Genomic DNA, 26571 nt, shown 5'->3' on the forward strand with positions numbered 1-26571 from the left:
GCGCGCCACCCCTCTCATCACCCCCCCCCCTCCCCGCGGCCGCGTCTGGTGTTTATCCCCCACGGCCTGCCCGTACGGTCCCGGCGCCGGGCGCCGCAGGTCCCAAACCAGTCAGGTCGATGAAGGATCGGGGTGGATCGGGGTGGACCGGGGTGGAGCAAGGCGGGTCGGGGGGAGAGGGAACGAGGCGAGTCGGTGGAACTAGGCCAGTCGGAGGGGATCGAGGTGGACGGTGGGGGCGGGCCCTCGGCCCGGAGCCCTCAGTGGATGATGCCGGTGCGCAGCGCCACCGCGACCATCCCGGCGCGGTCGCCCGTGCCGAGCTTGCGGGCGATGCGGGCGAGGTGGCTCTTGACGGTCAGCGCGGACAGACCCATCGAGACGCCGATCGCCTTGTTGGACTGGCCTTCGGCGACGAGCCGCAGCACCTCCACCTCGCGGCCGGACAGCTCGCGGTAGCCGCCCGGGTGGCTCGGGGCACCCGGGGGGCGGCGGTGGAGGCGGGCGGCGGCGGAGCCGATGGGGGCGGCACCGGGCCGGGTGGGGAGCCCGACGTTGGTGCGGGTGCCGGTGACGACGTAGCCCTTGACGCCACCGGCGAGGGCGTTGCGTACGGCGCCGATGTCGTCGGCCGCGGAGAGGGCGAGCCCGTTGGGCCAGCCCGCGGCGCGGGTCTCCGACAGGAGGGTCAGGCCGGAGCCGTCGGGAAGGTGGACGTCGGCGACGCAGATGTCGCGGGGGTTGCCGATGCGGGGACGAGCCTCCGCGACGGACGAGGCCTCGATGACGTCGCGCACACCGAGCGCCCACAGATGGCGGGTGACGGTGGAGCGGACGCGCGGGTCGGCCACGACCACCATGGCGGTGGGCTTGTTCGGGCGGTAGGCGACCAGGCTTGCGGGCTGCTCGAGGAGAACGGACACCAGGCCTCCTGGGTGGGGGACGACGGGGCCGGCTCGTGGGGATGAAGCCGGGACGAACCGTGCTTTCAAGGTCACAGTCGTCTTCGGCACCGAAGCCTTGGTCCTTTAGAAAATGATCACGATCTAGTGAGTAACAATCCGTGCAATTCGGACGCGTGATCGATCATCCGAAGATCGAGTCGGTTTGAGCGGGTGCCGTATGAGATCGAAAGTGGCCGTATCGACAAAGAGATGGTCAATCGAGGCGGCCGTTCGAGGGAGTCGACGGTTGTCGGAGCCGAACACGGCGTGTGAGCGCGGCCGGGCGGCCGCGCTCACAGGTGCAGAGCGATCACAGAGACGGGAGAGGCCGAAGAGTTCGGCGAGATCGGCAGGTCGAAAAAAGGCCGGCGGGGCCCCGGAGACAGGGACCCCGCGGAATTGGTCGGTGCGCGCGGTCAGCGCGACTGCGGCCCCCGCCGTTGCGGCAGCGTCACGACGGACGCGTCCCCCGGGCCGGCCGGCGGCAGCCCCGCGACCTGGGCCAGCAGGTCGCACCAGGACGCCAGATGCGCCGCCGTGTCCGGCACCCCGCCCAGCCCCTCGCGGGGCGTCCAGGACGCCCGGATCTCGATCTGCGAGGACGCCGGTCGCTCCGACAGTCCGCCGAAGTAGTGGGAGCCGGCGCGGGTGACCGTGCCGCTCGGCTCGCCGTACATCAGGCCGCGTGTCTGGAGCGCCCCGGTGAGCCAGGACCAGCACACGTCCGGCAGCAGCGGGTCGACGGCCATCTCCTGCTCCAGCTCCGCCCGCACGAGGGTGACCAGCCGGAAGGTGCCGCGCCAGGCGTCGTGCCCGGCCGGGTCGTGCAACAGCACGAGGCGGCCGTCGGCCAGGTCCTGGTCGCCGTCCACGACGGTCGCCTCCAGGGCGTACGCGTACGGCGCGAGGCGCCGCGGGGCCGGTGTCGGCTCGATCTCGATCTGGGGCCGCAGCCGCGCGGCCCTCAGTGCGTCGACGGCGGCCCGGAAGGGCGGCGGAGCCGCCCTTCCCCCATCCAGGTCCTCCTCGTTCGCGTCATCCATCCCGCCCGTGCCGTCCGACAGTCGTCCCTGAGCCGCAGCCATGCGGGGAAGATTAAGGGGAACGGGAGCTTCGCGCAGGGCAAGACACCCGTGGGCGGACCTCGGACGGCTGCGCGCTGGGCGAACACGCGCACGGTCAGGGGCCGTCGGCGGGCGTCCCCCGCCGGTTTCCGCATGGTTTCCGCGTCATGGGAGACTTGCCGTCGTGAGCGCGAACGAGAGCCCAGAGGGCCGGCAGCCGGCAGCGACGTACGACAGCCCCTTCATGAAGGCGTGCCGGCGGGAGCCGGTGCCGCACACGCCCGTGTGGTTCATGCGCCAGGCCGGGCGCTCGCTGCCGGAGTACCGCAAGGTGCGCGAGGGCATCCCGATGCTCGAGTCCTGCATGCGGCCCGAGCTGGTCACCGAGATCACCCTCCAGCCGGTGCGCCGGCACGGCGTGGACGCGGCGATCTACTTCAGCGACATCGTCGTACCGCTCAAGGCGATCGGCCTCGACCTCGACATCAAGCCCGGCGTCGGCCCGGTCGTCGCGGAGCCGATCCGCACCCGCGCCGACCTCGCCCGGCTGCGCGACCTCACCCCCGAGGACGTCTCCTACGTCACCGAGGCGATCGGCCTGCTGACCCGCGAGCTGGGCACGACCCCCCTCATCGGTTTCGCGGGCGCGCCTTTCACCCTTGCGAGCTACCTCGTCGAGGGCGGTCCGTCGCGCACGTACGAGAACGCCAAGGCGATGATGTACGGCGACCCCGAGCTGTGGGCCGACCTGCTGGACCGCCTCGCGGACATCACGGCCGCCTTCCTGAAGGTGCAGATCGAGGCGGGCGCCTCGGCGGTGCAGCTGTTCGACTCGTGGGTGGGCGCCCTCGCCCCGGCCGACTACCGCCGCTCGGTGATGCCCGCCTCGGTGAAGGTCTTCGAGGCCGTCGCCGGGTACGGCGTCCCCCGCATCCACTTCGGCGTCGGTACCGGTGAGCTGCTCAAGCTGATGGGCGAGGCCGGCGCGGACGTCGTCGGCGTCGACTGGCGCGTGCCCCTCGACGAGGCCGCCCGCCGGGTCGGCCCCGGCAAGGCGCTCCAGGGCAACCTCGATCCGACCGTGCTGTTCGCCTCCACCGAGGCCGTCGAGACCAAGACCCGCGAGGTCCTCGACGCGGCGGCGGGCCTGGAGGGCCACGTCTTCAACCTCGGCCACGGCGTCATGCCGTCCACGGACCCGGACGCGCTGACCCGCCTCGTCGACTACGTCCACACCCGTACGGCCCGCTGAGCCGCCCCGAGGGCGCCGACACATCGGCGCCCTCGGCGTCGTACGGCCCGGTAAACGTTTGTGATGCGGGCCGGGCGTGGTCGTCGGGGTCCTGGAGGGTGTCGGTGGCCGTCAGGTCGGAGCCGTGCCGGTCCAGGAACTGGGGCCAGACCGTGGTGTCCTGGGCCGGGCGGCGCCGCGCGGCCGGCGGCGGCGGGTGCCGGACGTCGGGGGCCAGGGTCGAGAACGCGAGCAGGCCGCCCGGCCGCTGCCCGCGGCCGACGGCGGGCAGCAGGAGGTGCGGGTCGGCGAAGTCCAGCGCGCCGAAAACGCTGTGGACGACGTCGAACCCGCCCGGGTGCCCGCTCATGTGGACGGTCGCGTCCGCACGGACCGGGTTGCGGCGGCGGCAGGTGACCGTAGTCAGCGCGGGCCTGTGCGGTGCGGTGGACGTCGTGGTCGACCGCGACGATCCGCGCCGGATGCCCGGTCCGCGCGAGGTGGGCCGTCCGATGACCGGGACCCGAACCCGGCTCGGCGACGACCAGGTCGGTGAGGTCGCCGAGAAGCTCCGCGCCGGGCGGCGTACCGCGGTGCCGGTCCCGGGGGAAGCGGCCGCCACCGGGCCGACGGTCCGCGACGGAGGAGTGCCACGAGGGGGGTGTCACTGCCCCATCGGGCACAGCCTGGTGCGGAGGAGCGGGGATCGCCAGCGGTTCACCCGGACGGGCAGGCGCACGGCGGCGCACGGCATGATCCGGGCGGGAGGCCGCAGGGGTGCGTACGCCTGCGGCCTCTCGCCGTCTACGTGTACCGATCTTGGGCGGGTACGGATGCCGGGAGACGGCTGCACCGGGGATCCTCGGAGAGCCGTCGCCCGAGCGGGACGGCGCGGGAGGTGAACGGCTGCCCTGGCCGGCGGGGCGGGCGCGCACCGGTCCGGTAGCGATGCGGTACGTCGTGAGCAGGACCTGTCGGTGCGACCGTCCCCCCCACCGACGGGTGCGAACGGGCGGTAGAGGGGGGCGGGGTGTCCGAGGGACGCCCCGCCCCCTCCGTGCTGCCCGCCTGGTGGATGTGCGTGCCGGCCGGCGGAGGCGGGTGCGGTTCCGGGCCCCGGGCGGGGTGTCCGGGAAGACGCCCATCCGTCGCGCCGTCGGGCCGTGCCTTCGCCGCTAGCGCGTGACCGGTCGGCGGGCTCCCGTGGGTGCCGGGCGGCGCGGGCCGGTGTACAGGAGTGTCTGCGGCAGGTGCGGGCGGGCCTTGGTGCCGGACTCGATGTCGGCGGCCAGGGCGCGCAGTGCCACGCCCACGTGGGAGGCGGGCAGGGTGCCGTCCAGCGTGGCGAGGGCGCGGCGGGCGCGGTTGCGGGCGCCGGCGCTGCGGCCCTGGTGGTGGTCGACGAAGGCCTTGGCGTAGCGGGCGACCAGAGCGGCCCAGGCGTCGTCGCGGACCCCGCTCCGGGTCAGCGCGCGGCGCGCGGTGCGCCGCGCGGCCGCGGGGGCGAAGGCGGCCTGGGCCACCGCGCGGGCGGCCAGGCTGACGGCCGGTGGGGGACCGCCGAAGGCATGGTCCGGGGTCGTGCGGGCGGCCTCCTCGAAGTGGTCGGCGGCGGCCCGGTGATCCCCTTCGTGCAGGGCGATCAGCCCCTGGACGTGGGCGATGTGGCCGACGGTGGCGTCGTCGCCCGCCATCACGGCCGCCGGCCAGGCCCGGCCCAGCAGCGCACGTGCGCCCTGCGGATCGCACCCGGCGCCGAGCCAGGCCGCCAGCAGGCGGCCGCGCATCCCCGTGTCGCTGCCCGCGGGGCACAGCGGAAGCAGCTGGAGCAGGTAGCCGCGCCCCTCCTCGCCGTGGTCGAAGACGGCCCACCAGAACCACAGGCTCACGACCGTCTCCAGTGCCGTCTCGGCCTGGTCGGGACGGCACAGCGCCTGGCGCAGCATCGACGTCAGTTCGGCCTGTTCCTCCTGGACGAGCCGCGCGGCCTGGTCCTGGCAGCCCGAGGCCCACAGGTTCTCCGCGACGGCGGCGATCTGCCGGCAGTGCGCGGCCCGGCGCTCCAGGGCCACCTCGCACTCGCCGGCCTCCCGCAGCCGTTCCGCGCCGAACTCCCGTGCGGCCCGGGTCATCCGGTAGCGGGGCTGGCCCAGGCCGCCCGGGTCGCGCACCGGCTCGAGTACGTTGACGGCTGTCAACTGCACGAGCAGCGAAGGCACCTGGTGCGGCTCCACGCCTCCACCGGCGCACAGGAACACGGCCGTCGACTCGTTGAAGGGCCCGGTGAATGCGCTGGCCCTGCCCCACACGATCCTGGCCTCGCGCTCACACAGCGCGTAGGTCGCCCCGACGGTGTCGCGCAGCGAGCGGTGCCGCAGCAGCGGGGGGCGGTCGCTGGACAGCCAGCACTGGTGATTCTCCAGCAGATCCGCCAGCTCCTCCACCGGCTGCCGCGCCACCTGCTCGGCGGCCAGCTCGATGGCGTGCGGGACGCCCTCCAGGGTGTGGCAGATCGCCTCCACGGCGCGCAGATCGGCGAGGTGCGGCCGGGACTCGGAGGGGCGCGCGTGCGGGGCGGCTGTGTCCGTCGGCGGCTCCGCTGCCTCCGGAGGCGCCTTCGCCGCGGCCGTCCGCGGATCACCCGCTGTCGTGGCCGTCGGCAGGGTGTCCAGTACCGTCCGGGCCCGGCGGAGGAACAGTTCGACGGCGGGGGACCGGTCCGGTGCCGCGTCCTGGGCGCTGGTGGCCAGCGGCGGCAGGGGCAGGACCTGTTCCTCACCGAGGCCCAGCACCCGGCGCGAGGTCACCAGGACCCGTAGCCCCGGTACGGCCACCAGCAGGCGCTGCACCAGTCCCATGCACTCCCGGTGGACCGGGTCGACGTCGTCGAGAAACAACAGGACACCGGTTGCCGGAAGTTGCCGCACCAGGGCCGCGATGTCCGTTTCCCGGCGGTGCGGCCGCCTGCCGGTCAGGGCCTGGCTCACAGCCGCGGTCAGCGCGCCCGGCCCGCCGGGGCCCGTGCCCTGCCAGCGGACATGGACCACCCGGCGCCACGGTCCGCCCGTCCTCGCCGCCGCCTCAGCGGCCAGTCGGCTCTTGCCCACGCCCGGCCGACCGGTCACCGTCACCAGGTGGTGCTCCGACAGAAGTACCCCGAGAGCGGCGGATTCCCGCTCCCGGCCGATCAGGGCGTCGGCCGGCCCGTCGTCGTCCACAGGTGGCACCGCAGGGCTGCCGACACACGTCCACACGTTCATGACCTTCCGCACTCTTCGGATGCTGCGAGGGGTGACACCGCGGCCAGGGGGTCGGCAGCCCCGGGCGCAGAACCGTCACTTCACCGGTGCCACGGCAGACCCAACGCGGCACGTCGGGCCAGGTGGCGACACCGCGGCCGGGATCACACGTGACGACGACACGTCGAACGGCCGTGCCTGTTCCAGTGCCGCGCTGGGGCCGAGGTGTACGACGCGGTCGCTGCGGGGCGCCCGCCGTGGCCGAGAGGCCGGCCGGCTCACCCTGGGCGCCGTGTCGTCCACCGGCTGCGGCATCTGGACCAGGCACTTCGTCGGCGTGATCGGCTTCAGCGTCCAGGGCGCGCCGGTCACTCACGACCGGCCAGGACCCTGCTCAGCCTGGCGGTGACCATCGTTGTCGTCGCCGTCGGTGTCTTCCTCGTCGGCTACCGGGTGCCGCACCCCTGAACCGGGCGTGGCGGGCGCGATCACCGGGCTGGCGTGGCGGCCATGCACCACCTCGGCAGTGCGGCCACGCACACGCACGGCACCCCGCACCACTCCGAGCCGGCGGTGGCGCTGTCGGTGCCGATCGTCGTCGCCACCGCTGCCCTGTGGCGGCGGTCTCCGTGCACGGACTGTGGTCGAGCCTGGGGGCGGGCCTCGTCATGGGCGTGGCCGTGACCGGCATGCACTGCACCGGCACGGCCGCCGTGTCCGTGAACCTCGACGGCGCCGCAGCGACCGGCCAGTCGGCCGTCGGGCCGCTGTCGCTCCTCCTGTTCATGCTGGCCGGCCCGCTCACGGTCCTGCTGATCGCCGCCGTGATCGTCATGTTCGACCCCGACGTGATGCTCGCGACGACGAGCGGAGCGGCCGGTGCACAGGTCGAGCGGAGCCCACCGGGCCATGACCGAACCGGTCGAACGGGCGGGCGGAAGCCGGAGTCGTTCCCCCGGTCCAGGTGACGGCACATCACCAGCCGGGCCGGGCTCTCCTGCCGAACAGCAGGCCGCGCGGCTCGGGTGGCGGCGGCGTGCCCCGTTTCAGAGGCCAGGCGAGCAGCATGCCCGCGAGGAAGCCGACGACATGCGCGGCGTACGCCACCGTGCCCGCGTCGGAGACGCCCTCGCCGGAGGAGTACACCGCCTGGAGCCCGAACCAGAAGCCCAGCACCATCCAGGCCGGCAGCCGCAGCGGCAGGAAGATCAGGAACGGGACGAGCACCCACACCCTGGCCTTCGGATACAGCACGAGATAGGCGCCCAGGACCCCCGCGATGGCTCCCGACGCGCCGATCAGCGGCTCGGTCGAGTCGGCGTTGACGAGCGCGAAGCCGTACGACGCCGCATAGCCGCAGGCGACGTAGAACAGCGCGAAGCGGACGTGGCCCATGCGGTCCTCGATGTTGTTGCCGAAGATCAGCAGGAACAGCATGTTGCCCAGCAGATGCAGCCAGCCGCCGTGCAGGAACATCGCGGTCAGGACGCTCAGCGCCGGGGACTTGTCGTAGTCCGGCGGGCCCAGCAGACAGCCGCCGCCGCGGACGTCCCCGGTGGGCACGAGCTGCGGCAGCTGATGGTGGATCAGCTCGCGCGGGACGGCGGCGTACTGCTCCAGGAACGCGTGCAGATGGCAGGTCTGCGCCAGCGTGCTGTCACCGGCCACCGAGCCGGACAGGCCCGGCATGAACAGGAACACGAAGACGTTCACGCCGATCAGCGCATACGTCACCACGGGGGTGCTGCGCGTGGGGTTCACGTCATGGACGGGGATGACCACAAGGAAGTACTGCCCCCGATCCGTTCGGTGAATCGGTGCACGCGCTGAACGCGGTTACCCGCGGCTGCGTATGAACCGGCAACCGCCCGCGGCACTGGGAAGGCGGGTCGCGGGAACGACGTGAGGAACAGGCGATGAACGACCGGGTTACTCCTCCGATGCATGCCACGCCCGACGGCGAGGCGGAGATCGCGCTCGTGATCCGACTCCCCTGGGAGGACGTGGCACGGCTCGGCCAGGAGGCGGGGCGGCTGGCCGCGCAGATGCAGCGGGCGGTGACGCTCGACGAGGCCGTCAGCCACCGGCTGCGGTCGCGGCCGGCGCCGGCGGCGCACGCGAAGCCGGCGGAGCAGCAGCCCGCGGCGGTTTCCGCGTTGCCGAGGTTGTCCGGGACCGCGTAGGCAGGTCGCGGGGAGCGGGAGCGTGGAGCCGGGAGCCGGGAGCGGGTTGCGGGCTGTGGGTTCGTGGTGGCCGGTCGTGCGGTTCCGCGCTGTTTCCTATGTGTTCCGCACCTTTGCCGCTGCTTTCCGTGCCGCCACCAGTACCGGGTCCCACACCGGGCTGAACGGTGGTGCGTAGCCCAGGTCCAGGGTGGTCATCTGTTCGGCCGTCATGCCTGCCGTGAGGGCCACCGCCGCGATGTCGACCCGCTTGCCCGCGCCCTCCCCGCCGACGATCTGTACGCCGAGAAGGCGGCCCGTGCGGCGTTCGGCGAGCATCTTGACCGTCATGGGGGAGGCGCCGGGGTAGTAGCCGGCCCGGCTGGTCGACTCGACGGTGACCGTCTCGAACTGGAGGCCCGCTCTGCGCGCGTCCTTCTCGCGCAGGCCGGTGCGGGCGATCTCCAGGTCGCAGACCTTGCTGACGGCGGTGCCGACGACACCGGGAAAGGTGGCGTAACCGCCGCCGGCGTTGGTGCCGATGATCTGCCCGTGCTTGTTGGCGTGGGTGCCGAGCGGAACGTGGCGTTCCTGGCCGGAGACCAGGTCGAGGACCTCGACGCAGTCGCCGCCGGCCCAGACGTTCTCGTGGCCGCGTACCCGCATGGCCAGGTCGGTGAGGAGACCGCCGTGGGCGCCCAGGGGCAGCCCGGCGGCCTTGGCGAGGGTCGTCTCCGGGCGGACGCCGATGCCGAGGACCACCACGTCAGCCGGGTACTCGGCGTCCCCTGTGACGACCGCCCGCACCTGGCCGTCGTCGTGCGTGAGCAGCTCGGTGACCTCGGCGTCGTTCACCATGGTGATGCCGAGGCCCTCCATCGCCCGGTGCACCAGGCGGCCCATGTCCGCGTCGAGCGTCGACATCGGCTCGCTGCCCCGGTTGACGACCGTCACCAGATAGCCGCGGTTGATGAGCGCCTCGGCCATCTCCACGCCGATGTAGCCCGCCCCGACGACCACGGCGTGCCGTCCCCGCGCGCGGGTACGCGTCAGCGTGTCGAGCAGCTCCTGCCCGTCGTCGAGCGTCTGCACCCCGTGCACGCCCTCGGCGTCGGCCCCGGGCATGTCCGGCCGGATCGGCCGGGCCCCGGTGGCGATGACGAGTTTGTCGTACGACGTCCAGGACTCGGCCCCGGAATCGACGTCACGCGCGTGGACGCCCTGCCGGTCCAGGTCGATCGCCGTGACCTCGGTGCGCAGGCGCAGATCGATACCGCGCGCGCGGTGCTCCTCCGGTGTGCGGGCGATCAGGTCGTCCCGCTCGGTGACGTCACCGCCGACCCAGTACGGGATGCCGCAGGCCGAGTAGGACGTGAAGTGGCCGCGTTCGAAGGCCACGATGCTCAGTTCCCCGGGCCCTTTCAGCCGGCGGGCCTGGGACGCCGCGGACATGCCCGCGGCGTCCGCGCCGATCACGACCAGCCGCTCCCGCCCGGACGCCCCGTGGCGCGCGCTCTCGCTCATGCTCATGCGAACACGCTACGGGGCGACGGCAATTCGCTCCTGCCCGGCCCGCTCCCGCCCGGCCCGGCTCGGTGGTTCGGGCCGGTTCTCCCCCGGCCCGCTCAGTCCCGCTCGGCTTCTGCCCGCTCGGTTCCTTCCCGCTCGGACTCGCCCGGCACGACCGGCCGGACCGGCCGACCCGCCCGGCGGGGCCGCAGCAGCCGCAGCCACACGAGAAGGATCAGCGCGAGCACCGCGGCGAACGGCAGCACCGCGCCGAAGGCGACCGCGATCCAGCGCAGCATCGTCACGAACGCGTCCCAGCCGCCGGCCAGCGCGTCCACGAACCCGGGGTCGTCGTCCTCCTTCTCGGCCACCACCGGCTTCTCGGACAGGGTCAGCGTGATCGTGGCCATGCTGGTGCGGTCCTTCAGGGACGCCTGCTGGGCGAGCAGGGCCTCCAGGTCGGACTCGCGGCGGCTCAGCTCGCCCTCCAGGGTGACCACGTCGCTCAGCTTGGTGGCCCGGTCCATCAGCTCACGGACGCGGACCACGCTGGCGCGCTGCGAGGTGATGCGGCTCTCCACGTCGACGACCTGGTCGGTGACGTCCTGGGCCTTCGCGGTGCGCTCCAGGAGCTTGCCCGCGCCCTGGAGGCCGGCGAGGACGTCGTCGTACCTGTCCACCGGCACTCGCAGGACGACGCGGGTCTGTTCGGCACTGTCCTCGTCGCGGACGGTCGTCTCGTCGCTGAGGTAACCGCCCGCGTTCTCGGTGGCCGCGCGAGCCTGTTCGAGGGCCTTCGGCACGTTCTTGACCTGCACGGTCAGGGTGGCGGTGCGGATGATGCGGTTCACGGACGGCTTCGGCGCCGTGGTCGCCTTCGAGCCGCTCGCGCCCGCGCCGGCCTTGCCGTCCTCGGCCGGCTGTGCGACGCCGGCCTTGGCGTCCTCGGCCGGCTGTGCGACGCCGGCCTCCGGGCCGGCCGCCTTGTCGGCGCTGCTGCTGTCTCCCGTGTCGTTCGCGCCGCATCCGGTGAGGGCGACGGCGGCGGCGAGCAGGACGCCCGCCAGGGCGTGGAGCGGTCGTACGGAACGTCGTGCCGGGCGTCGTGCCGGGCGTCGCACCGGACGTCGTGTCGGACGTGTCGGGCGTCGTAGGGCATGTCGTGTGCGCATCTGGGCGTACCCCCGAGGGTTCGGCGACGGCTGATGGTCCTTCGACGCCGGGGCGGGGCGGGACGTTGGCCTCCGACGGTTCCGAACAGGTCACGGTCGGGACGCGGGCAGGACACCGGAGTCGGATACCGGAGGGAGATCACCGGAGGCAGGACGCCGGGGAGAGCGGGGGCGAGTTCGGTGTGTCAGTGGGGTTTGAGAGAGTTGGGGCATGAGCGCAACGGGTACGGGCACGAGGCATGTCGTCGTGGTGGGAGCCGGTGTCGCGGGCCTGGCGGCCGCCCACCGGCTGCTGGACCGCGGCGCGCGCGTGACCGTGCTCGAGGCCTCCGACCGGGTGGGCGGCAAGCTGCTGCCCGGCGAGATCGCGGGCGTCCGGGTCGACCTGGGCGCCGAGTCGATGCTGGCCCGCCGTCCCGAGGCGGTCGCCCTCGCGCGCGAGGTGGGCCTCGCCGGCCGGCTCCGGCCGCCGGCCACCGCCACCGCCTCGATCTGGACCCGCGGCGCCCTGCGCCCCATGCCCAAGGGCCATGTCATGGGCGTCCCCGGCACCGCCTCCGCGCTGGCCGGCGTCCTCTCCGACGAGGGCCTCGCCCGGATCGCCCGCGACGCCGACCTGCCCCGCACGGAGGTCGGCGAGGACGTGGCGGTCGGCGAGTTCGTCGCCGCCCGCCTGGGCCGCGAGGTCGTCGACCGCCTGGTGGAGCCCCTGCTCGGCGGGGTCTACGCCGGTGACGCCTACCGCATCTCGATGCGTTCGGCCGTCCCGCAGCTGTTCCAGGCCGCGCGCACGCACCGCTCCCTCACGGAGGCCGTCCGCGACATCCAGGCGAAGGCCGCCGCGAACCAGCAGTCCGGGCCGGTCTTCATGGGCATCGAAGGCGGCGTCGGCTCGCTGCCGCTCGCGGTGGCCGCGTCCGTCGAGGCGCGCGGCGGCGAGATCCGCACGCGCGCGTCCGTGAGCGGACTGCGCCGCGAGCCGGCCGGCGGCTGGCGCGTCACCGTCGGCGACCGGGTGCTGCACGCCGACGGAGTCGTCGTCGCCGTCCCCGCGCCCGTCGCCGCCGCCCTGCTCGCCGCCGAGTCCCCCGAGGCCGCCGCCGAGCTGCGCACCGTCGAGTACGCCTCCATGGCCCTGGTCACCCTCGCCTACCGCCGCTCCCGGACCGCCCTGCCCGACGGCAGCGGCTTCCTCGTCCCGCCCGTCGACGGCCGCACCATCAAGGCCTCCACCTTCGCCTCGCAGAAGTGGGGCTGGATCGCCGACGAGGACCCGGACGTGGCCGTGCTGCGCACCTCCGTCGGGCGGCACGGCGAGACGGCGATCCTGGAGCGCTCCGACGCCGAACTCGTCGACGTCTCCCGGCACGACCTGAAGGCCGCCACCGGCCTGGACGCCACGCCCCTCGAAACCCGCGTCACCCGGTGGACGGACGGCCTGCCCCAGTACCCGGTCGGCCACCACGCGCGCGTGGCCCGCATCCGCGAGCACGTCGGGAAGCTCCCCGGCCTCGCGGTGTGCGGCGCGCCCTACGACGGCGTCGGCATCCCCGCCTGCATCGCCGGCGCGTACGCGGCGGTCGACCAGATCGGCGGCGACACGAGCGCCGCGCGCGAGCTGACGGCCAACCCCGTGCAAAGTCTGCACGGCGGAGCGGGAGAATGAGAACCATGAGTGACGACGCCCCCACCACCGAGTCCGGCAGGATCCCGAACAAGGGCAAGCTGGCCAAGGACCTCAACGAGGTCATCCGCTACACGCTGTGGTCCGTCTTCAAGCTGAAGGACAACCTCCCCGAGGACCGCGCCGGTTACGCCGACGAGGTCCAGGAGCTGTTCGACCAGCTCGCCGCCAAGGACGTGACGGTCCGCGGCACCTACGACGTGTCCGGTCTGCGCGCCGACGCCGACCTCATGATCTGGTGGCACGCCGAGACCAGCGACCAGCTCCAGGAGGCGTACAACCTCTTCCGCCGCACCGAGCTGGGCCGGGCACTGGAGCCGGTCTGGTCGAACATGGCGCTGCACCGCCCCGCCGAGTTCAACCGCTCGCACGTCCCGGCGTTCCTCGCCGACGAGACGCCGCGCGACTACATCAGCGTCTACCCCTTCGTGCGCAGCTACGACTGGTACCTGCTGCCCGACGAGGACCGCCGCCGCATGCTCGCCGACCACGGCAAGATGGCCCGCGGCTACCCGGACGTCCGCGCCAACACGGTCGCCTCGTTCTCCCTCGGCGACTACGAGTGGATCCTCGCCTTCGAGGCCGACGAGCTGTACCGCATCGTCGACCTCATGCGCCACCTGCGTGCCTCCGAGGCCCGTATGCACGTCCGCGAGGAGGTCCCGTTCTACACGGGCCGTCGCAAGGACATCGCCGAACTGGTCGCGGGCCTCGCCTGATCAGCGCGCCTGCCGGGCGACCGCCGTCTTCTCGGCGCGGTCGGCCGGCCGGGGTTCCGGGTGCGGCGCGCAGGCCGCGCGCCGCACCGGCAGCCGGCCCTCCAGCAGGTACGCCTCCAGGTGGCCGTTGACGCACGGGTTGGGCCCGCCCGCGATGCCGTGGGTGCCGGCGTCCCGCTCCGTCACCAGCACCGAGCCCGTCAGCCGCCGGTGCATCTCCAGGGCGCCGTCGTAGGGTGCGGCGGCGTCCCGTTCGGCCGCCAGGATCAGCGTCGGCGGCAGCTCACCCGGCCCGGTCCGCACGTCCAGGGGCTGCTGCCGGGGTGCCTGCCAGTAGGCGCACGGCAGGTTCGCCCACACGTTGTCCCAGGTCTCGAACGGTGCCACGCGCGCGAGCCGCGTGTTGTCCCGGTCCCACACCCGGAAGTCCGTCGGCCACGGCCCGTCGTTGCACTCCACGGCCGTGTAGACGGCGTTCGCGTTCTCCGCCTCCGCCGCGGCCTCCCGGGGCGGCGCGGCCAGCGCGATCAGCGGCTTCGGATCGCCCCTCAGATACGCCGACAGCGCCTCGGCGCGGGACGGCCAGTAGTCGTCGTAGTACCCGGCCTGGAGGAAGGTGCCCTGCAACTGCGCGGGCCCCACCTTCCCGCCGGCCGGCTCCGCGGCCAGCTTCGCCTGCGCCCGCTCGTAGCTGCGCAGTACCGCCTGCGAGGTCCTGCCCAGCCGGTACACCCGGTCGTGCTTGGCGACCCACTCCCGGAAGTCCTCCCAGCGGCTCTCGAACGCCGCCGACTGGTCGAGGTTGTTGCGGTACCAGATCTGCGCCGGGTCCGGGTTCACCGCCGCGTCGAACACCATCCGCCGTACGTGCGAGGGGAACAGCGTGGCGTACAGCGCCCCGAAGTAGGTGCCGTACGACGCCCCCATGAACGTCAGCCCGTCCTCGCCGAGCGCGGCCCGCAGGACGTCCAGGTCGCGGGCGTTGTTCAGCGAGTTGTAGTGCCGCAGCGCGTCGCCCGCCCGCTGCGCGCAGCCACGCGCGTACGCCTTCGCCCGCGCGACGCGCTCCCGCTTGTACGTCTCCGAGGGGTGCGTCGGGGCCGGGGCGGGCCCCTTGAAGAAGGTCCTCGGGTCCTCGCAGGACAGCGGGGCCGAGCGGCCGACCCCGCGCGGGTCGTAGCCCACCAGGTCGTAGGCGGCGCCGATGCGCTTCCACTCGGGGACCATGCCGATCAGCGGGAAGTACAGGCCCGAGGCGCCCGGCCCGCCCGGGTTGAAGACCAGCGAGCCCTGCCGGGGCACCCGGCGCTTGCTGTTGTGCGGGTCGCGGTGGGTGGCCCGGACCCGGCTGACGGCCAGCTCGATCTGCTTGCCGTTCGGCCGCGCGTAGTCCAGTGGCACGCCGACCTTGCCGCACTCCATGCTGCCCGGCAGATCCGGTACGTCGGTGCAGGTCCCGAAGTCGATCCCCTCCGCCGCGGCCCGCTCGGCGGCGATCACGACACCGGGCACGCCGTTCGGGGTCCCGCCCGCGGGGACGGCGGAGAGGGTGGTCAGGAGCAGGGCTCCCGTGGCCGAGTAGAGGACGGCAGCTCTCATCGCGTGTCCCTTCGAAGCGCGGCAGCGACAGAAGGGATGGTTCGTCCGCCTGTTGACGAAGGCAAGCACCACCGAGGGGTGTCGGCGCCAATGCCCCTTGTGCGCCCCCGGGAAACCCGGACGCGCCGGGGGCGGGCGGGGTGCGGCGTGGGCGGGGCGTGGGTCTTGGTGCGTCTCGGGGACAGCCGGAGTCGGCTGCGCGTCGATCGTGGGCTTACGGCGTCTCGACGGTGCGTCGGCTCGGCGCGATGCCGTGGGTTGACCGGGCGTGGGCCGGTGCCACGCCGGTCGGGGTCGGTCCTGGGCCGCTCGCTCGCCCGCCGGGGCCGGAGATCCGGCACGCCGGCCCGAGTCGGCCGGGGGCGGTCTAGCGGCGGCCGGGAGCAGCCATGGGTGGGCCGTGGCCGCCGTGCGGTGGTCGGTGTCGGCTGCGGGCGCGCGGTGTGTTCGAAGGTGCGTCAGTCGTCTGTTGGCTGAGGGGACCTGTTGTGTGCCGACGGTGCGTCGGTCTGTGTCGGTGGAGTGCTCGTCCGTGCTGTTCCGGCCTCGGTCGTGGGTGGGCCGTGCGGTGGTCGGTGTCGGCCGAGGCACGCCGTGCGTTCGAAGGTGCGTCAGCTGCCCGTTGGCTGAGGGCCCGCCGTCCGCCGACGCTGCGTCAGGCTGCGTCGGACGAGCCTTGTCCCGCGTCGCTGCGGGCGCTTCGGGCGGGGCCCTCCGGTCCGTCCGTGTCGGAGCCGGCTCAGCCGGGCCCGTCGAAAGCCCGCCGCGCCGCCCGCCTCAGTCGCCCCCTACGCCCTGTCCCGATGGGCGAAGGCCGCGCGGAGTTCCGGTTCGGCTGCCGCGTGGATGCCGCGGACGGCTATGGAGGTCAGGTAGGTGCGGTCGTCGGCCGTGGCCGAGGTGTGCCGGGCCAGGGCTGCCAGCAGGCGTTGTCCCGCAGGGGAGGCCCACCGTGAGTACGGGTGCGCCTCGATGCGGGCGAGGGCCAGGCAGCTCAGGGTGAGGGCGAGCGGAAGCCCGAACCAGGCGGCCATGAGGACGCGCGGCATGTCCGAGGGGGTCGGCATCAGCAGCGCCGCCGCACCCAGTACGAGGACGGCCAGCGCGGCTCCGCGCACCTGCCGGACGCCCGCCGCCACCGTCGTACGGGCGCCGTCGGGCACCGCGAGGCCGGCGCCGACCAGGCGGTCGGCGAGTCCGCGGACCGCGTCGGCGGCAGCCGCGGCGGTCCGCACCGGAGCGATCCTGTTCTGTCCCTCCGGGCCGATGGCTCCTATGACGGACCGTTCCATCTCGTCACGCCCGCGCGGGTCCACGACCGTCGCCCAGCCGGTGTGGGCGAGCAGCAGCCGCCGCTGCCGGGCCATGGAGACCAGGGTCAGTTCGGCGACCCGGCCGGGGCCGCCGGACAGGAACGCCGCCTCGTACAGCGTCAGGTCGTGACCCTGACCCGCCTCCGTGTCGACGGATGCCGAACGGACGGCGGCCAGGCACAGGCGGGTGCACGCGACACCGGCGACGGCCCAGGCCAGCAGCAGGAGAAGGACCCAGAACATGCCGTGTTTCTATGTCAGAAACGCAGGAAAACGCCATGCCTTGTTCACTATCCGGACCCGGTGTTGTGGGTATGTGACGTTCCGCTTGCCTTCGTCCGGCCGGGTCAGGAACCACCGGCCGGGGGCGGACCGGTCGCGGCCGGCGGGAGCGTGTAACTCGGGTCCGGCGACGGCGTGAGCGGCACGACCGCGCCGGGGTCGGCGACAGGACCCGGCGGGGCGGGGGAGCGGGTGACCGGCGCGGTGCCGCCGGCCGCCAGGTCCCGGGCCAGGCCGGCGAAGTCGACGTAACCGGTTGCCTCCAGGACCTTGATGTGGTCCAGGACGGTGGTGTTGGCGTCGTCGGCGAGGTCACGGACCAGCGCGTTCTGGGTGCCGGCCCGCACCTGGGCGACGAGGGAGAACACCCGGCCGTGCGCCAGTCGCAGGATGTTGGCGAACTCGCGGTCGAAGTCCTCGCCCTGCACCGAGTCCAGTGTCTTCAGCCAGTCCCGCTGCTGGTCGGTGGGCTCGTTCGGCAGCGCGAGCCCTAGCTGCGCCGCGACCGTGCGCACCCGCTCGTCCAGGAAGGCGTGCCCCTCGACGAGGTGCTGCCCCGCCGTCCGTACGGCCTCGGTGGTGCCCTTGGCCTGCGCCTGCCGGCCGGCCGGAAGTTCCCACAGCCCGGCCAGCCGCACCTTCGTGACGAAGTCGCGGTCGGGCCCGGACAGCGGCCCGTACTGCGTCGCCACGGTCTCCGCGTTCAGTACGTCGACGCCGGTTCCCGACCGGTCCTCGTACGACCAGACCGGGAAGATCAGCGCGACGAGCGTCGCCGCCAGGCCGACGACGATGAGCCCGGTGCCATTGAAGATGCCTCTGCCCTGGATCGGGGGTCGGGGTCGCATGGTGCCTCCTGCTCACGGCACCGCACGCTCGTGCTTCGGGTGCGGAGTTGGCATATTACTGCGACGGCGGAGCCAACTTCCGTACGGGTGCGAAACGTTGCATCTCGGGTATCTCTGGGTGAATGGGTGAGCCGGGGTGGGCGGCAAAGGGGTGGAAACCGTCGGGAAATCGGTTGCCGGGGAGGGGCTGCCGACCCCGGTGTTAACCCCGGCACACTCGAGCGCCGGGGCGAAGACTCGACGGCTTCGCCGTACGGATCACCGCCCGGTCACCGCCCGATCAGCGACCGACCCACCTGTCCCACCCGTCCCAGCCGGGACAGCGGCCTCGGCGCCGGGCCCGAGCGGTCCAGCCACCAGCGCCGCAGCTCGCGCCGGGCCCGCCCCTCCGCCAACTGCCCGCCGAGCAGCAGTCGCTCGGCGAAGTCCAGGGCGTCCTGCCGGTAACCGCCGCGCATCGGGTGACCCTGGGCGTACGCGACGAACGAGGCCCGGTAGCCGGTGCCGAGGATCAGCGGCAGCTCCGGGGCCAGCTTCGCCACCACGTCCGCCCGCTTCGCGGCCAGCGCGCGGGCCTGCACGCCGAGCCGCACCCGGTCGAAGCCCTCCGGGACGGGCGTCCCGGCGACCAGCGAGGACAGCAGGGCGGCCTGGGCGAGCCCGAGCCGCTGCCGCGTGGCGTCGGCGACGGCCGACGGCTCGCTCTCCCCGGCGGCATCCGCGCCCGCCGCCTCCTGGGCGGCCGCACCCTGCTGTTCGGTCCCTCGCTGCTCCGTCCCCAGCTGCCGCGCCCCCAGCTGCACCGCCTCCCGGATCGCGTCCAACTCCCGCTCCAGCTCGGCCGGTTCGGGGAAGTTCTCGTCGCGCTCCAGCAGCACGCCGGGCGGGGCGACACGGGAGGTGAGGTCGGTCAGGATGTCGAGGACGGGGCGCGGCACCGGATGCGCGTGGCTGTCGTGCCAGACGCCGTCCCGTGCGCAGCCGCCCGCGACATGGACGTACGCGATGGCCTCCAGGGGCAGCTCCGCGAGCGCCTTGGCGGGATCCTCGCCGCGGTTGACGTGGTTGGTGTGCAGGTTGGCCACGTCGATGAGCAGCCGGACGCCCGTGCGGTCGGCCAGCTCGTACAGGAACTGCCCCTCCGTCATCTCCTCGCCGGGCCAGGCGATGAGCGCCGCGATGTTCTCCACGGCGAGCGGCACGGGCAGCGACTCCTGCGCGATGCGCACGTTCTCGCACAGCACGTCCAGCGCGTCCCGGGTGCGCGGCACGGGCAGCAGGTGACCGGCCTCCAGCCGTGGGGTGGCGGTCAGCGGGCCGCCCGCCCGGACGAACGCGATGTGCTCGGTGACCAGCGGCGAGCCCAGCGCCTCGGCCCGCTCGGCGAGCGCGGTCAGCCGCTCCTCGTCGGGCCGGTCGGCGCCGCCGAGGCCCAGCGAGACGCCGTGCGGGACGACGGTGACCCCGCGTTCGCGCAGCCGCAGCAGGGACTCGGGGAGGTGACCGGGACAGACGTTCTCCGCCACGGCCTCGACCCAGTCGATGCCCGGCATGCGTTCCACGGCGTCCGCGATCTCCGGCCGCCAGCCGATTCCCGTACCCAGCCGCGTCATGGTCCCCTCCTTCATCGCCGACCCCCCTGCGTGGTGACGGGGATATGACCCCGCCGACCGGGCCTGAACCGCCGACGGCTCTCCTTCAGAGCAACATTTGAGGTTCCGGCCGCGCACACGGCACGGCCCGCCCTGCCCCTGGAGGTACGCGCGGCGGGCCCGCCCGGTTCAAAGAAACGGCACAGAAAAGGAAGGAAACAGAGGGATCACAGGAAACGGCGAATCAAGGGAAACACAGGGAACAGGGGCCCGGGGTCGGACCGGCGATCAGTACTCCAGCTCGGGGCGCAGCGGGCCGCCGACCGCGTGGAGGTGCCGCAGGACCTGGGCGTAGGAGTCGACGAGCCCGGTCTCGTGGTAGGCGACGCCGTGCCGGGCGCAGAACGTGCGCACGAGTTCCTGGGCATGGCGCAGGCTGGGCCGCGGCATCGAGGGGAACAGGTGGTGTTCGATCTGGTAGTTCAGCCCGCCGAGCGCGAAGTCGGTGACCCGGCCGCCACGGATGTTGCGTGAGGTCAGTACCTGCCGGCGCAGGAAGTCGATCTTGGCGTCCTTGCCGAAGATGGGCATGCCCTTGTGGTTGGGGGCGAAGGAGCATCCCATGTACAGCCCGAACAGTCCCTGGTGCACCAGGAGGAAGCACACGGCCTGGACGGGGGACAGGACGAGGAACAGGGCGGCGAGATAGCCGCCGATATGCGCCGTCAGCAGTGTTGCCCCGACCAGCCTGGTCCTCCCCGAGGTCGCGGTGCCGCCGCGCTCGAACAGGGCCCGTACGCCGGCCACGTGCAGGGCGAGTCCTTCCAGGAGCAGCATCGGGAAGAACAGCCATGCCTGCTGACGGGCCAGCCAGGCGTACGCTCCGCGGCGGACGCGGGCCTGGTCCTGGGTGAAGGCGATCGCGCCGTCGGCGATGTCGGGGTCGCGGTCGACGTGGTTGGGGTGGGAGTGGTGCCGGTTGTGCTTGGCGATCCACCAGCCGTAGCTGAGGCCGATCAAGAGGTCGGCGTGCAGGTGGCCGAGCAGGCTGTTGACGCGCTTGGAGGCGGCGATCTGGTGGTGTCCGGCGTCGTGCCCGATGAACCCGGTCTGGGTGAACATCACCGCGAGGAAGGCGGCGGTCACCAGTTGCCACCAGGACTGCCCGATCAGGGCGAACGCGGTCCAGCCGACGGCCAGCAGGAGCAGGTTCGCCCCCACCTTGACGGAGTAGTAGCCGGGCCGCCGCTTCAGGAGCCCGCTCTGTTTCACCTCGCGGGACAGCGAGGCGTAGTCGCTGCCCCGGCCGGCGGGCGGGGGTTTGGTCATCTCGGCGTGACCCGCCGGACCGCCCGGATGACTGATGCCGGTGTTCACAGCGGTCACAGAGGTCACAGACGTCGAAGCAGTCACGGCGGTCACGGCGGTCACGGCGGTCACGGCGGTCACGGCTGTCGTGGAGTTCGCGGAGTTCACGGTGTTTCCTTTCGCGTGTACGAGCGCTGCCTCCGGGGTGCGGGTGGGGCGCCGGGAACGGCGCCGTCCGCAGGCAGCGAGAGGCGGGCCCGCGGCGCGGGCCGGTCTCGAGAACGGGGAGTCCTCAGAGGGCGCTGACCTGGTCGGCCCGCGGCCGCTCGGGGCCTTGGCCGGAGGTGGCGAGGAAGCCCGAACCCCTGTCGGGGATGAACCACCGCACGGTTCGTCGAGCCATGTGAGGTCTCCTTCGATGGCGAGTTGCTGGGAGAACACGCACTCGCGCGATCCCGGGCTGCTGGTCGCCAGCCGTCGAAGAAAACCCTCGAAACGGCGAAGCGCCCGCTGTCAGAACTCCGCGGGCGCTGCCACGTCGCACACTTCAACTACAACCACTTCCTCCAACGGCCGGTGGGCGGGGAACGTTCCCGGCCGTCGGGCAAGGGCGGTCGCACGGGTCGGCCCGAGGCCCGGAGGGGAGTACGGTTGCGGCACCGAGCGCACTTCGCGTGCCGTCATCCATGGCGGCGTCGCCCTCGGGGAACGGCAAGGCCGGAGCACTTCGCGTCCGGCCGGAAAGAGCCGCACGATGCCCCCTGGCCTGTTCTGACGCGCTGTCTTCCGAATGCCCTTTCCGCGCCCCGCGGTAACGGATTTCCTTAGTTTCCGGGGCGTCCGAGAGGCATTCCGGCGCCGCGCCTCCTGCACGTCCCGAACCGATCAAGAGGATGTAGGGAGCATGTATTCACAGGAATCGATCTCCGGTCGCCGGCGCGGCCGTCCCGAACCGACCGCCGAGACGCTCTCCGGCCTGGCCTGCCTCATCTGCGCCACCGACTACCGCAGCGCGTCGGCCCCGGAGGCGGTGGTGGTGTCACACCGCGACGACCGGCAGCTGCTCGCCTGCCGGGGGACGTGCGCACGCATGGCGGGTGGATCCGTCGACGGTCTCGACGAGACGCCCCTCCCGCTGGACGAGCGCGTACGCAGGCACCAGGGCGCCCCTCACCAGCATGACCCTTCCTGACCCGGAAACCCGGCAGCCGTGACCCGCACGACAAGAACCACATGATGAGGAAGCGCATGAGCCTGTTGAGCCTCGGAGTACTCGGCTCCTCCCGCAAGGAGAACGAGTTCCGGCTGCCCTTGCACCCCGCTCACCTCGACCGGATCGCGCCCGACGTACGCGAGAGACTTTTCCTCGAACGGGGGTACGGCGAACGGTTCGGCGTCGCCGACGACGCCCTGCTGCCGCTCGTGGCCGGACTGCGCTCCCGCGAGCAACTCGTCGCCGAGTGCGACGTACTGCTGCTGCCCAAGCCCATGCACGAGGACGTCGCGGAGCTGCGCGAGGGCCAGGTGCTGTGGGGATGGCCGCACTGCGTGCAGGACGAGAAGATGACCCAGCTCGCCATCGACCGACGGCTGACGCTGATCGCCTGGGAGGCCATGAACCACTGGACCTCCACGGGCGCCTTCAGCGTCCATGTGTTCCACAAGAACAACGAGCTGGCCGGTTACTGCTCGGTGCTGCACGCCCTGCAGCTCGGCGGGGTGACCGGCAGCTATGGGCGCCGCCTGCGGGCCGTGGTCATCAGCTTCGGCGCCACGGCGCGCGGAGCGGTCACGGGCCTGGGTGCCATGGGCGTCTCGGACGTCACGGTCCTCACCCAGCGCGCCGCGGCGGCGGTGGCGTCGCCGATGCCGTCGGTCGTGATGGGCCACTTCGCGGAGGATGAAGGCGATCCGTCGCGGCTGCGGGCGTTCACCGCGGCCGGTTCCGTGCCGCTGGCGGAGTACCTGGCCGGGTTCGACATCATCGTCAACTGTGTCCTCCAGGACACCGACGCGCCGCTGACGTTCGTCACCGAGGAGGAACTGGCCCTGTTCCGGCCGGGCACCTTCTTCGTCGACGTCGCCTGCGACGAGGGCATGGGCTTCGAGTGGGCCCGGCCGACGACCTTCGGCGACCCGATGCCCACGGTCGGGCAGGACTGCCACTACTACGCGGTGGACCACAGCCCGTCCCACCTGTGGAACTCGGCCACGTGGGAGATCAGCGAGGCGCTCCTGCCCTACCTCCGCAAGGTCATGAGCGGCCCCGCGGCGTGGGAGGCCGACGCCACGGTCAGCAAGGCCATCGAGATCCGCGACGGCGTCGTCATGAACCCGAAGATCCTGTCCTTCCAGAACCGGACGGCCGCCTACCCGCACGCCGCCGAGCCCCCGGCCCCGCTCGCCACCCCGGCGGAGAATGCCTCCGTCCAGCCGGACTGACGGTCCTCCGGAGGTGACCGGACGCCCCGGGCACCTCCCCGAGGGTCCTCACCGAGAGCGCAGCGCCGGGTGCTCCGCGACCACCGTGCAGCTGCCCGGCGCGATCTCGGTGAACCCCGCGTCCCGCACCAGCGGCAGCCCGCTCGCGGTCAGCTCACGCCAGCGCTCGGGCTCCGCGGTGCGCACGGCCAGCGGGAAGCCCGCCCCGCGCCACGCCGACCGCTCCCCGTCGGACAGTTCCCACCAGGCGAGCTGCGCGCCGTGCCCGGCCTGCGCCATCGCCTTGCCCGCCGACATCTCCACCTCGGGGCTCATCCACAGCACCGGTACGCCCGGATCGGCCGCCGGCGGCTCCTGCGGGTCGTCGAGATCGGTCCCCGACACCTGGAGCTTCGCCAGCTCCTTCGGCCACCCGTCCAACGGCACCGGCGGAAACACCCGCACCTCCGCCGCCTTTCCGGTCACGGTGATCCCGGGCAGCTCCCCGGCCCGCCGCCACTCGGCCCCGCGGGCCCGCCGTACGACCTTGCGGATCCGGGCGTCCTGCCAGTCCCGCACGGTCCGCGCCCACTCGCCGTCCCCGAGGGCCCGCTCGTCGCTCAGCAGCACGAGCACGGCCCGAGCGGCGGTCTCGAGCGCGTCGGTACGGCCGGGAGGGTCGGCCTTCTCCAACCGGACGACGAGGGGAAGGACGAACTGCGGCGCCTCATCACGCGGATTCGGCTCGGTCTGAAACGGGCTCTCACTCACTCGGCGCAGGGTACTGGACCGCCGACCGGACCGGCCGATCCGACCGAGGCCCCACGGTCCCCGGCGGCCACCGAGTACGCGCCGACCTTCCGCGGATCAACCTGAGCAGGCCGTCCGCTGGGCCTCCTGCCACTCGCACACGGGGCACATCGTGATCCCCTTGTACGACTCCGGGTACTCCGTCGGCTTCCGGCACAGCACGCACTCCGCGTACGGCGGCCCCTCGGCCCTGGGCGGCCTGGTCGCGTCGATCAGACAGTAGGCGTCGTCGCTGTCGTCGCTCATGACTCCAGCGTACGAGAGCGCGCGGGTCTCAGCGGCGGCCGCCCGTGGCGCCGATCAGCTCGGACACCTTGACGAACCGGTAACCCCGGCGGCGCAGCTCGGGCACGATCGCGCGTACCGCCCGCTCGGTGACCGGGGCGGCGCTGAGCGTGCAGTGCATGACCACCACCGACCCCGGCTTCACACCCTCCAGCACCTGCCGGGCCACCGCGTCCGCGTCGGTGGCGAAGGCGTCGCCGCTCACCACGTCCCACTGCACGGCCGTGACACCGGTACCGCGCACCGCGCGCAGCGCCTGTCCGTCGTAACAGCCCCCGGGGAAACGGAAGTACGGCATCGCATCCGGCACACCGGCCTTGCGGAAGGCCGCGTACGCCCGCTCCACGTCCGACCGCATCGACGTCCGCTCCACGGTCGGCAGGCCGTAGCAGTCGTCGGTGAAGGCGTAGTGGCTGTAGGAGTGGTTGGCGACCTCGAAGAGCGGGTCCCGGCCGATGGTGCGGGCCTGGACCGGGTACTCCTCGGCCCACCGACCCGTCATGAACACCGTCGCCGGCACCTTCAACGCACGCAGCGCGGCGATCAGTTCCGGATTGTCGAAGCGCTCACCCGCCGCCGCCCGTCCTCCCTGGCCGGCGGTCATGTCGGCGTCGAAGGTGAGGGCGACGGCCTTGTCGCGGGTGCGGGGGGCGTGCGCGAAGACGGGGGCCTGGCCGGCCGGGCCCGGCGCGAGCGTGGGCGGCCCGGACACGGCGGGCGAGTCCTGGGCGGGCGAGGGCCGGGAGGGTGAGGGCTGGGCGGAGGCCGGGCGGGCGGCACGGGGCGCCCCGGCCGTGCCGCAGGCGGCGAGCACGGCACCGAGGACACAGACGGCGGCGAGACGGCGTACGGGAGGGATCACCGTATGAAGCTATGAGCGGCGAACGCCTCTAATGTGTAGATATGTGCGCGCCTCGCGCCGTGTCACCCGCCCGGATCACCCGACCCGGTCACCTGCCTACCGGCGCCAGGGGCCCGTCACCGCGAACGTCGTTCCCGGTGTGTAGCAGTTGACGTACATCGTCCGGCCGTCGGGGGAGAAGGCGACGCCGGCGAACTCGCCCCACTCCGGCTCCTCGGGCGTACCGATGTTCTGCCGCCCGCGCGCCATCGCGTACACCTCGCCGCCCCGCGTCACGCCGTAGACGTGCTGGGCGCCGTTGCCGTCCTCGCAGACCATCAGGCCGCCGCTGGGCGCGAGGCAGATGTTGTCCGGGGACTCGCCCGGCAACTGTACGTCCGTGTCCGGGCCGAAGACGATCACCAGGGTCAACCGGCGGCGGGCCGGGTCGTAGCGCCAGATCTGGCCGAAGTGGTCGGCCGCCGAGCCTTCCGCGCCGCGCGCGAACGACGACACGAAGTACACGCACCGCCCGCCCCAGTAACAGCCCTCCAGCTTCTGGGCGTGCGTGACGCCCTTCGGACCGAAGTCCTGGAGCCTGATCGGCGTTCCGGCGGCCAGCGGGTCCGGTACGTCGACCCACTCGACGCCGTCGAAGCTCGCGCCCGTCTCCTGGACCGACGACAGGTCCGGTACGCCCGGCACGCGCATCGCCTGGAGCCGGCCGCCCGCGCGCAGCGAACCCACGCCGCCCAGCGGCTTCTCCGGGAGGAAGCGGTAGAACAGGCCGAAGGGCTTGAGGAAGGCGTCCTCCGTCTCGTAGACGATCCCCAGGTGCGGGTCGACGGCGATCGCCTCGTGCTGGAAGCGGCCCATCGCGGTCAGCGGGACCGCCCCGGTGCGGCGCGGGTCGGACGGGTCGACCTCGAAGATGAAACCGTGGTCCTTGGTGTAGCCGTTCGTGCCGGCCTTGTCCTCGTTCTCCTCGCAGGTCAGCCAGGTGTGCCACGGGGTGGGCCCGCCCGCGCAGTTGACGGCCGTACCGGCGATCGCGACCCGCTCGGCGAGCACCCGGTTGCCCGAGTCCAGGGTCAGGGCCGTACAGCCGCCCTTGCCGGCCGGGTCGTAGGTCAGGCCCTCGACGGTGGGGACGGGGAGCGCGGCGTTGTGCCGGTTCTCGTGGTTGCGGACCAGGTGGACGCGGCCGCGGCGGCCGGGCAGGGCCGTCATGCCGTCGTGGTTGGAGGGGACGGGGCCCTCTCCGGAGCGCAGCGGGTCGCCCTCGCGGGACAGGACCCGGTAGCGGAAACCTTTCGGCAGGTCGAGCAGGCCGTGCGGGTCGGGGACGAGAGGGCCGTAGCCGCTGTGGCCGAGGTCCTGGGCGGCGGTAGCCGTGCCAGGGAAGAGTTCGGACAGGGCCCCGGAGAAGGCGATGCCCGCTCCCAGGGCACCGGTGCGGGCGAGGATCTGACGACGGGTCGCGGACATGGGGTGACCTTCCTGCTGGCGGACAGGGACGGTGACCCCGCCGTGTCTATCACCCGGCGC

At 73.0% G+C, this 26571-nt stretch carries 24 protein-coding genes; 8 read left to right on the forward strand and 16 right to left on the reverse strand.

Annotated features, from left to right (window positions below; genetic code table 11):
* Positions 1 to 260: 260 nt before the first annotated feature.
* A complete protein-coding gene (locus tag ACFWJX_RS00005) occupies positions 261 to 923 on the reverse strand; it encodes a response regulator transcription factor (RefSeq protein ID WP_073493321.1) in 663 nt (220 codons plus the stop codon).
* Positions 924 to 1360: 437 nt separating this feature from the next.
* Positions 1361 to 2029 carry a DUF3000 domain-containing protein gene (locus ACFWJX_RS00010; RefSeq protein ID WP_383234362.1) on the reverse strand — a complete coding sequence of 223 codons (669 nt, stop codon included), beginning with the start codon at positions 2027 to 2029 and terminating at the stop codon, positions 1361 to 1363.
* Between the two features lie 163 nt (positions 2030 to 2192).
* Between ACFWJX_RS00010 and hemE the strand changes: the two genes are divergently transcribed.
* Complete coding sequence (hemE, locus tag ACFWJX_RS00015; RefSeq protein ID WP_383234365.1) at positions 2193 to 3260, forward strand: uroporphyrinogen decarboxylase; 1068 nt, start codon at positions 2193 to 2195, stop codon at positions 3258 to 3260.
* On the opposite strand, the gene ACFWJX_RS00020 is transcribed toward hemE, so the two are convergent.
* Both ACFWJX_RS00020 and ACFWJX_RS00025 read right to left on the reverse strand, forming a co-directional pair.
* The gene (locus ACFWJX_RS00020; RefSeq protein ID WP_383234368.1) at positions 3190 to 3609 is read right to left on the reverse strand and encodes a hypothetical protein; all 420 of its coding nucleotides are present in this window, start codon (positions 3607 to 3609) and stop codon (positions 3190 to 3192) included. The two genes, hemE and ACFWJX_RS00020, sit on opposite strands and share 71 nt — an antisense overlap.
* An 805-nt stretch (positions 3610 to 4414) precedes the next feature.
* Positions 4415 to 6499, reverse strand: a complete 2085-nt coding sequence (locus ACFWJX_RS00025; protein ID WP_383234370.1) for an ATP-binding protein — start codon at positions 6497 to 6499, stop codon at positions 4415 to 4417.
* Between the two features lie 489 nt (positions 6500 to 6988).
* On the opposite strand from ACFWJX_RS00025, the gene ACFWJX_RS00030 reads away from it, so the two are divergent.
* Both ACFWJX_RS00030 and ACFWJX_RS00035 read left to right on the forward strand, forming a co-directional pair.
* Positions 6989 to 7162 carry a hypothetical protein gene (locus tag ACFWJX_RS00030; protein WP_383235855.1) on the forward strand — a complete coding sequence of 58 codons (174 nt, stop codon included), beginning with the start codon at positions 6989 to 6991 and terminating at the stop codon, positions 7160 to 7162.
* Complete coding sequence (locus ACFWJX_RS00035) at positions 7093 to 7446, forward strand: hypothetical protein (RefSeq protein ID WP_383235947.1); 354 nt, start codon at positions 7093 to 7095, stop codon at positions 7444 to 7446. The genes ACFWJX_RS00030 and ACFWJX_RS00035 overlap by 70 nt, the downstream gene beginning before the upstream one ends.
* Before the next feature lie 7 nt (positions 7447 to 7453).
* On the opposite strand, the gene ACFWJX_RS00040 is transcribed toward ACFWJX_RS00035, so the two are convergent.
* Positions 7454 to 8260, reverse strand: a complete 807-nt coding sequence (locus ACFWJX_RS00040) for a rhomboid family intramembrane serine protease (protein WP_383234373.1) — start codon at positions 8258 to 8260, stop codon at positions 7454 to 7456.
* A 134-nt stretch (positions 8261 to 8394) separates the two neighbouring features.
* On the opposite strand from ACFWJX_RS00040, the gene ACFWJX_RS00045 reads away from it, so the two are divergent.
* The gene (locus ACFWJX_RS00045; RefSeq protein WP_383234376.1) at positions 8395 to 8661 is read left to right on the forward strand and encodes a hypothetical protein; all 267 of its coding nucleotides are present in this window, start codon (positions 8395 to 8397) and stop codon (positions 8659 to 8661) included.
* Positions 8662 to 8757: 96 nt separating this feature from the next.
* Here the strand turns inward: ACFWJX_RS00045 and ACFWJX_RS00050 are convergent, their stop codons facing one another.
* Positions 8758 to 10164 (reverse strand): FAD-dependent oxidoreductase, encoded by a 1407-nt coding sequence (locus ACFWJX_RS00050; protein ID WP_383235857.1) that lies wholly within the window; start codon positions 10162 to 10164, stop codon positions 8758 to 8760.
* 101 nt (positions 10165 to 10265) lie between these two features.
* Positions 10266 to 11270, reverse strand: coding sequence for a DUF4349 domain-containing protein (locus tag ACFWJX_RS00055; RefSeq protein ID WP_383234379.1), 1005 nt, complete (start codon positions 11268 to 11270; stop codon positions 10266 to 10268).
* 262 nt (positions 11271 to 11532) lie between these two features.
* Between ACFWJX_RS00055 and hemG the strand changes: the two genes are divergently transcribed.
* Entirely contained in the window at positions 11533 to 12987 is a 1455-nt protein-coding gene (hemG, locus tag ACFWJX_RS00060; RefSeq protein WP_383234382.1) for a protoporphyrinogen oxidase, read from the forward strand.
* Between the two features lie 5 nt (positions 12988 to 12992).
* The gene (hemQ, locus tag ACFWJX_RS00065) at positions 12993 to 13724 is read left to right on the forward strand and encodes a hydrogen peroxide-dependent heme synthase (protein WP_383234385.1); all 732 of its coding nucleotides are present in this window, start codon (positions 12993 to 12995) and stop codon (positions 13722 to 13724) included.
* On the opposite strand, the gene ACFWJX_RS00070 is transcribed toward hemQ, so the two are convergent.
* From ACFWJX_RS00070 to ACFWJX_RS00090, 5 genes are all read right to left on the reverse strand, one after another.
* A complete protein-coding gene (locus ACFWJX_RS00070) occupies positions 13725 to 15323 on the reverse strand; it encodes an alpha/beta hydrolase (protein ID WP_383234388.1) in 1599 nt (532 codons plus the stop codon). It abuts the gene before it with no gap.
* A 788-nt stretch (positions 15324 to 16111) separates the two neighbouring features.
* Positions 16112 to 16879, reverse strand: coding sequence for a TIGR04222 domain-containing membrane protein (locus tag ACFWJX_RS00075; RefSeq protein WP_383234391.1), 768 nt, complete (start codon positions 16877 to 16879; stop codon positions 16112 to 16114).
* A gap of 104 nt (positions 16880 to 16983) precedes the next feature.
* On the reverse strand, positions 16984 to 17766 hold the full coding sequence (locus ACFWJX_RS00080) for a DUF4142 domain-containing protein (RefSeq protein ID WP_383234394.1): 783 nt from the start codon (positions 17764 to 17766) through the stop codon (positions 16984 to 16986).
* A 269-nt stretch (positions 17767 to 18035) separates the two neighbouring features.
* Positions 18036 to 19379, reverse strand: coding sequence for a DUF692 domain-containing protein (locus ACFWJX_RS00085; RefSeq protein ID WP_383234398.1), 1344 nt, complete (start codon positions 19377 to 19379; stop codon positions 18036 to 18038).
* 267 nt (positions 19380 to 19646) lie between these two features.
* Positions 19647 to 20687 carry a fatty acid desaturase family protein gene (locus tag ACFWJX_RS00090; protein WP_383235860.1) on the reverse strand — a complete coding sequence of 347 codons (1041 nt, stop codon included), beginning with the start codon at positions 20685 to 20687 and terminating at the stop codon, positions 19647 to 19649.
* An 883-nt stretch (positions 20688 to 21570) separates the two neighbouring features.
* On the opposite strand from ACFWJX_RS00090, the gene ACFWJX_RS00095 reads away from it, so the two are divergent.
* Both ACFWJX_RS00095 and ACFWJX_RS00100 read left to right on the forward strand, forming a co-directional pair.
* Positions 21571 to 21858 carry a hypothetical protein gene (locus tag ACFWJX_RS00095; RefSeq protein ID WP_383234401.1) on the forward strand — a complete coding sequence of 96 codons (288 nt, stop codon included), beginning with the start codon at positions 21571 to 21573 and terminating at the stop codon, positions 21856 to 21858.
* Between the two features lie 56 nt (positions 21859 to 21914).
* Positions 21915 to 23108, forward strand: a complete 1194-nt coding sequence (locus tag ACFWJX_RS00100; RefSeq protein ID WP_383234404.1) for a N(5)-(carboxyethyl)ornithine synthase — start codon at positions 21915 to 21917, stop codon at positions 23106 to 23108.
* Positions 23109 to 23156: 48 nt separating this feature from the next.
* On the opposite strand, the gene ACFWJX_RS00105 is transcribed toward ACFWJX_RS00100, so the two are convergent.
* The 4 genes from ACFWJX_RS00105 to ACFWJX_RS00120 all read right to left on the reverse strand — a co-directional run bounded on the left by ACFWJX_RS00105 (position 23157) and on the right by ACFWJX_RS00120 (position 26511).
* A complete protein-coding gene (locus ACFWJX_RS00105; RefSeq protein WP_383234406.1) occupies positions 23157 to 23858 on the reverse strand; it encodes a peptidyl-tRNA hydrolase in 702 nt (233 codons plus the stop codon).
* A gap of 96 nt (positions 23859 to 23954) precedes the next feature.
* Positions 23955 to 24143: a hypothetical protein gene (locus tag ACFWJX_RS00110; RefSeq protein WP_383234409.1), complete on the reverse strand. Its 189-nt coding sequence runs from the start codon at positions 24141 to 24143 to the stop codon at positions 23955 to 23957.
* A 28-nt stretch (positions 24144 to 24171) separates the two neighbouring features.
* Positions 24172 to 25044, reverse strand: coding sequence for a polysaccharide deacetylase family protein (locus tag ACFWJX_RS00115; RefSeq protein ID WP_383234411.1), 873 nt, complete (start codon positions 25042 to 25044; stop codon positions 24172 to 24174).
* Positions 25045 to 25140: 96 nt separating this feature from the next.
* Positions 25141 to 26511 carry a PhoX family protein gene (locus tag ACFWJX_RS00120; RefSeq protein ID WP_383234414.1) on the reverse strand — a complete coding sequence of 457 codons (1371 nt, stop codon included), beginning with the start codon at positions 26509 to 26511 and terminating at the stop codon, positions 25141 to 25143.
* Between the last annotated feature and the right edge of the window lie 60 nt (positions 26512 to 26571).

Origin of the sequence: Streptomyces sp. NPDC058335 (assembly GCF_042723915.1) — a bacterium.
GTDB lineage: Bacteria > Actinomycetota > Actinomycetes > Streptomycetales > Streptomycetaceae > Streptomyces.

Coding starts and splice junctions, on each gene's coding strand:
- ACFWJX_RS00010 (WP_383234362.1), bottom strand. CDS start 2,029: ATGGCTGCGGCTCAGGGACGACTGTCGGACGGCACGGGCGGGATGGAT.
- ACFWJX_RS00020 (WP_383234368.1), bottom strand. CDS start 3,609: ATGAGCGGGCACCCGGGCGGGTTCGACGTCGTCCACAGCGTTTTCGGC.
- ACFWJX_RS00025 (WP_383234370.1), bottom strand. CDS start 6,499: ATGAACGTGTGGACGTGTGTCGGCAGCCCTGCGGTGCCACCTGTGGAC.
- ACFWJX_RS00030 (WP_383235855.1), top strand. CDS start 6,989: ATGCACCACCTCGGCAGTGCGGCCACGCACACGCACGGCACCCCGCAC.
- ACFWJX_RS00045 (WP_383234376.1), top strand. CDS start 8,395: ATGAACGACCGGGTTACTCCTCCGATGCATGCCACGCCCGACGGCGAG.
- ACFWJX_RS00050 (WP_383235857.1), bottom strand. CDS start 10,164: ATGAGCGAGAGCGCGCGCCACGGGGCGTCCGGGCGGGAGCGGCTGGTC.
- hemG (WP_383234382.1), top strand. CDS start 11,533: ATGAGCGCAACGGGTACGGGCACGAGGCATGTCGTCGTGGTGGGAGCC.
- hemQ (WP_383234385.1), top strand. CDS start 12,993: ATGAGTGACGACGCCCCCACCACCGAGTCCGGCAGGATCCCGAACAAG.
- ACFWJX_RS00070 (WP_383234388.1), bottom strand. CDS start 15,323: ATGAGAGCTGCCGTCCTCTACTCGGCCACGGGAGCCCTGCTCCTGACC.
- ACFWJX_RS00075 (WP_383234391.1), bottom strand. CDS start 16,879: ATGTTCTGGGTCCTTCTCCTGCTGCTGGCCTGGGCCGTCGCCGGTGTC.
- ACFWJX_RS00080 (WP_383234394.1), bottom strand. CDS start 17,766: ATGCGACCCCGACCCCCGATCCAGGGCAGAGGCATCTTCAATGGCACC.
- ACFWJX_RS00085 (WP_383234398.1), bottom strand. CDS start 19,379: ATGACGCGGCTGGGTACGGGAATCGGCTGGCGGCCGGAGATCGCGGAC.
- ACFWJX_RS00090 (WP_383235860.1), bottom strand. CDS start 20,687: ATGACCAAACCCCCGCCCGCCGGCCGGGGCAGCGACTACGCCTCGCTG.
- ACFWJX_RS00095 (WP_383234401.1), top strand. CDS start 21,571: ATGTATTCACAGGAATCGATCTCCGGTCGCCGGCGCGGCCGTCCCGAA.
- ACFWJX_RS00100 (WP_383234404.1), top strand. CDS start 21,915: ATGAGCCTGTTGAGCCTCGGAGTACTCGGCTCCTCCCGCAAGGAGAAC.
- ACFWJX_RS00110 (WP_383234409.1), bottom strand. CDS start 24,143: ATGAGCGACGACAGCGACGACGCCTACTGTCTGATCGACGCGACCAGG.
- ACFWJX_RS00120 (WP_383234414.1), bottom strand. CDS start 26,511: ATGTCCGCGACCCGTCGTCAGATCCTCGCCCGCACCGGTGCCCTGGGA.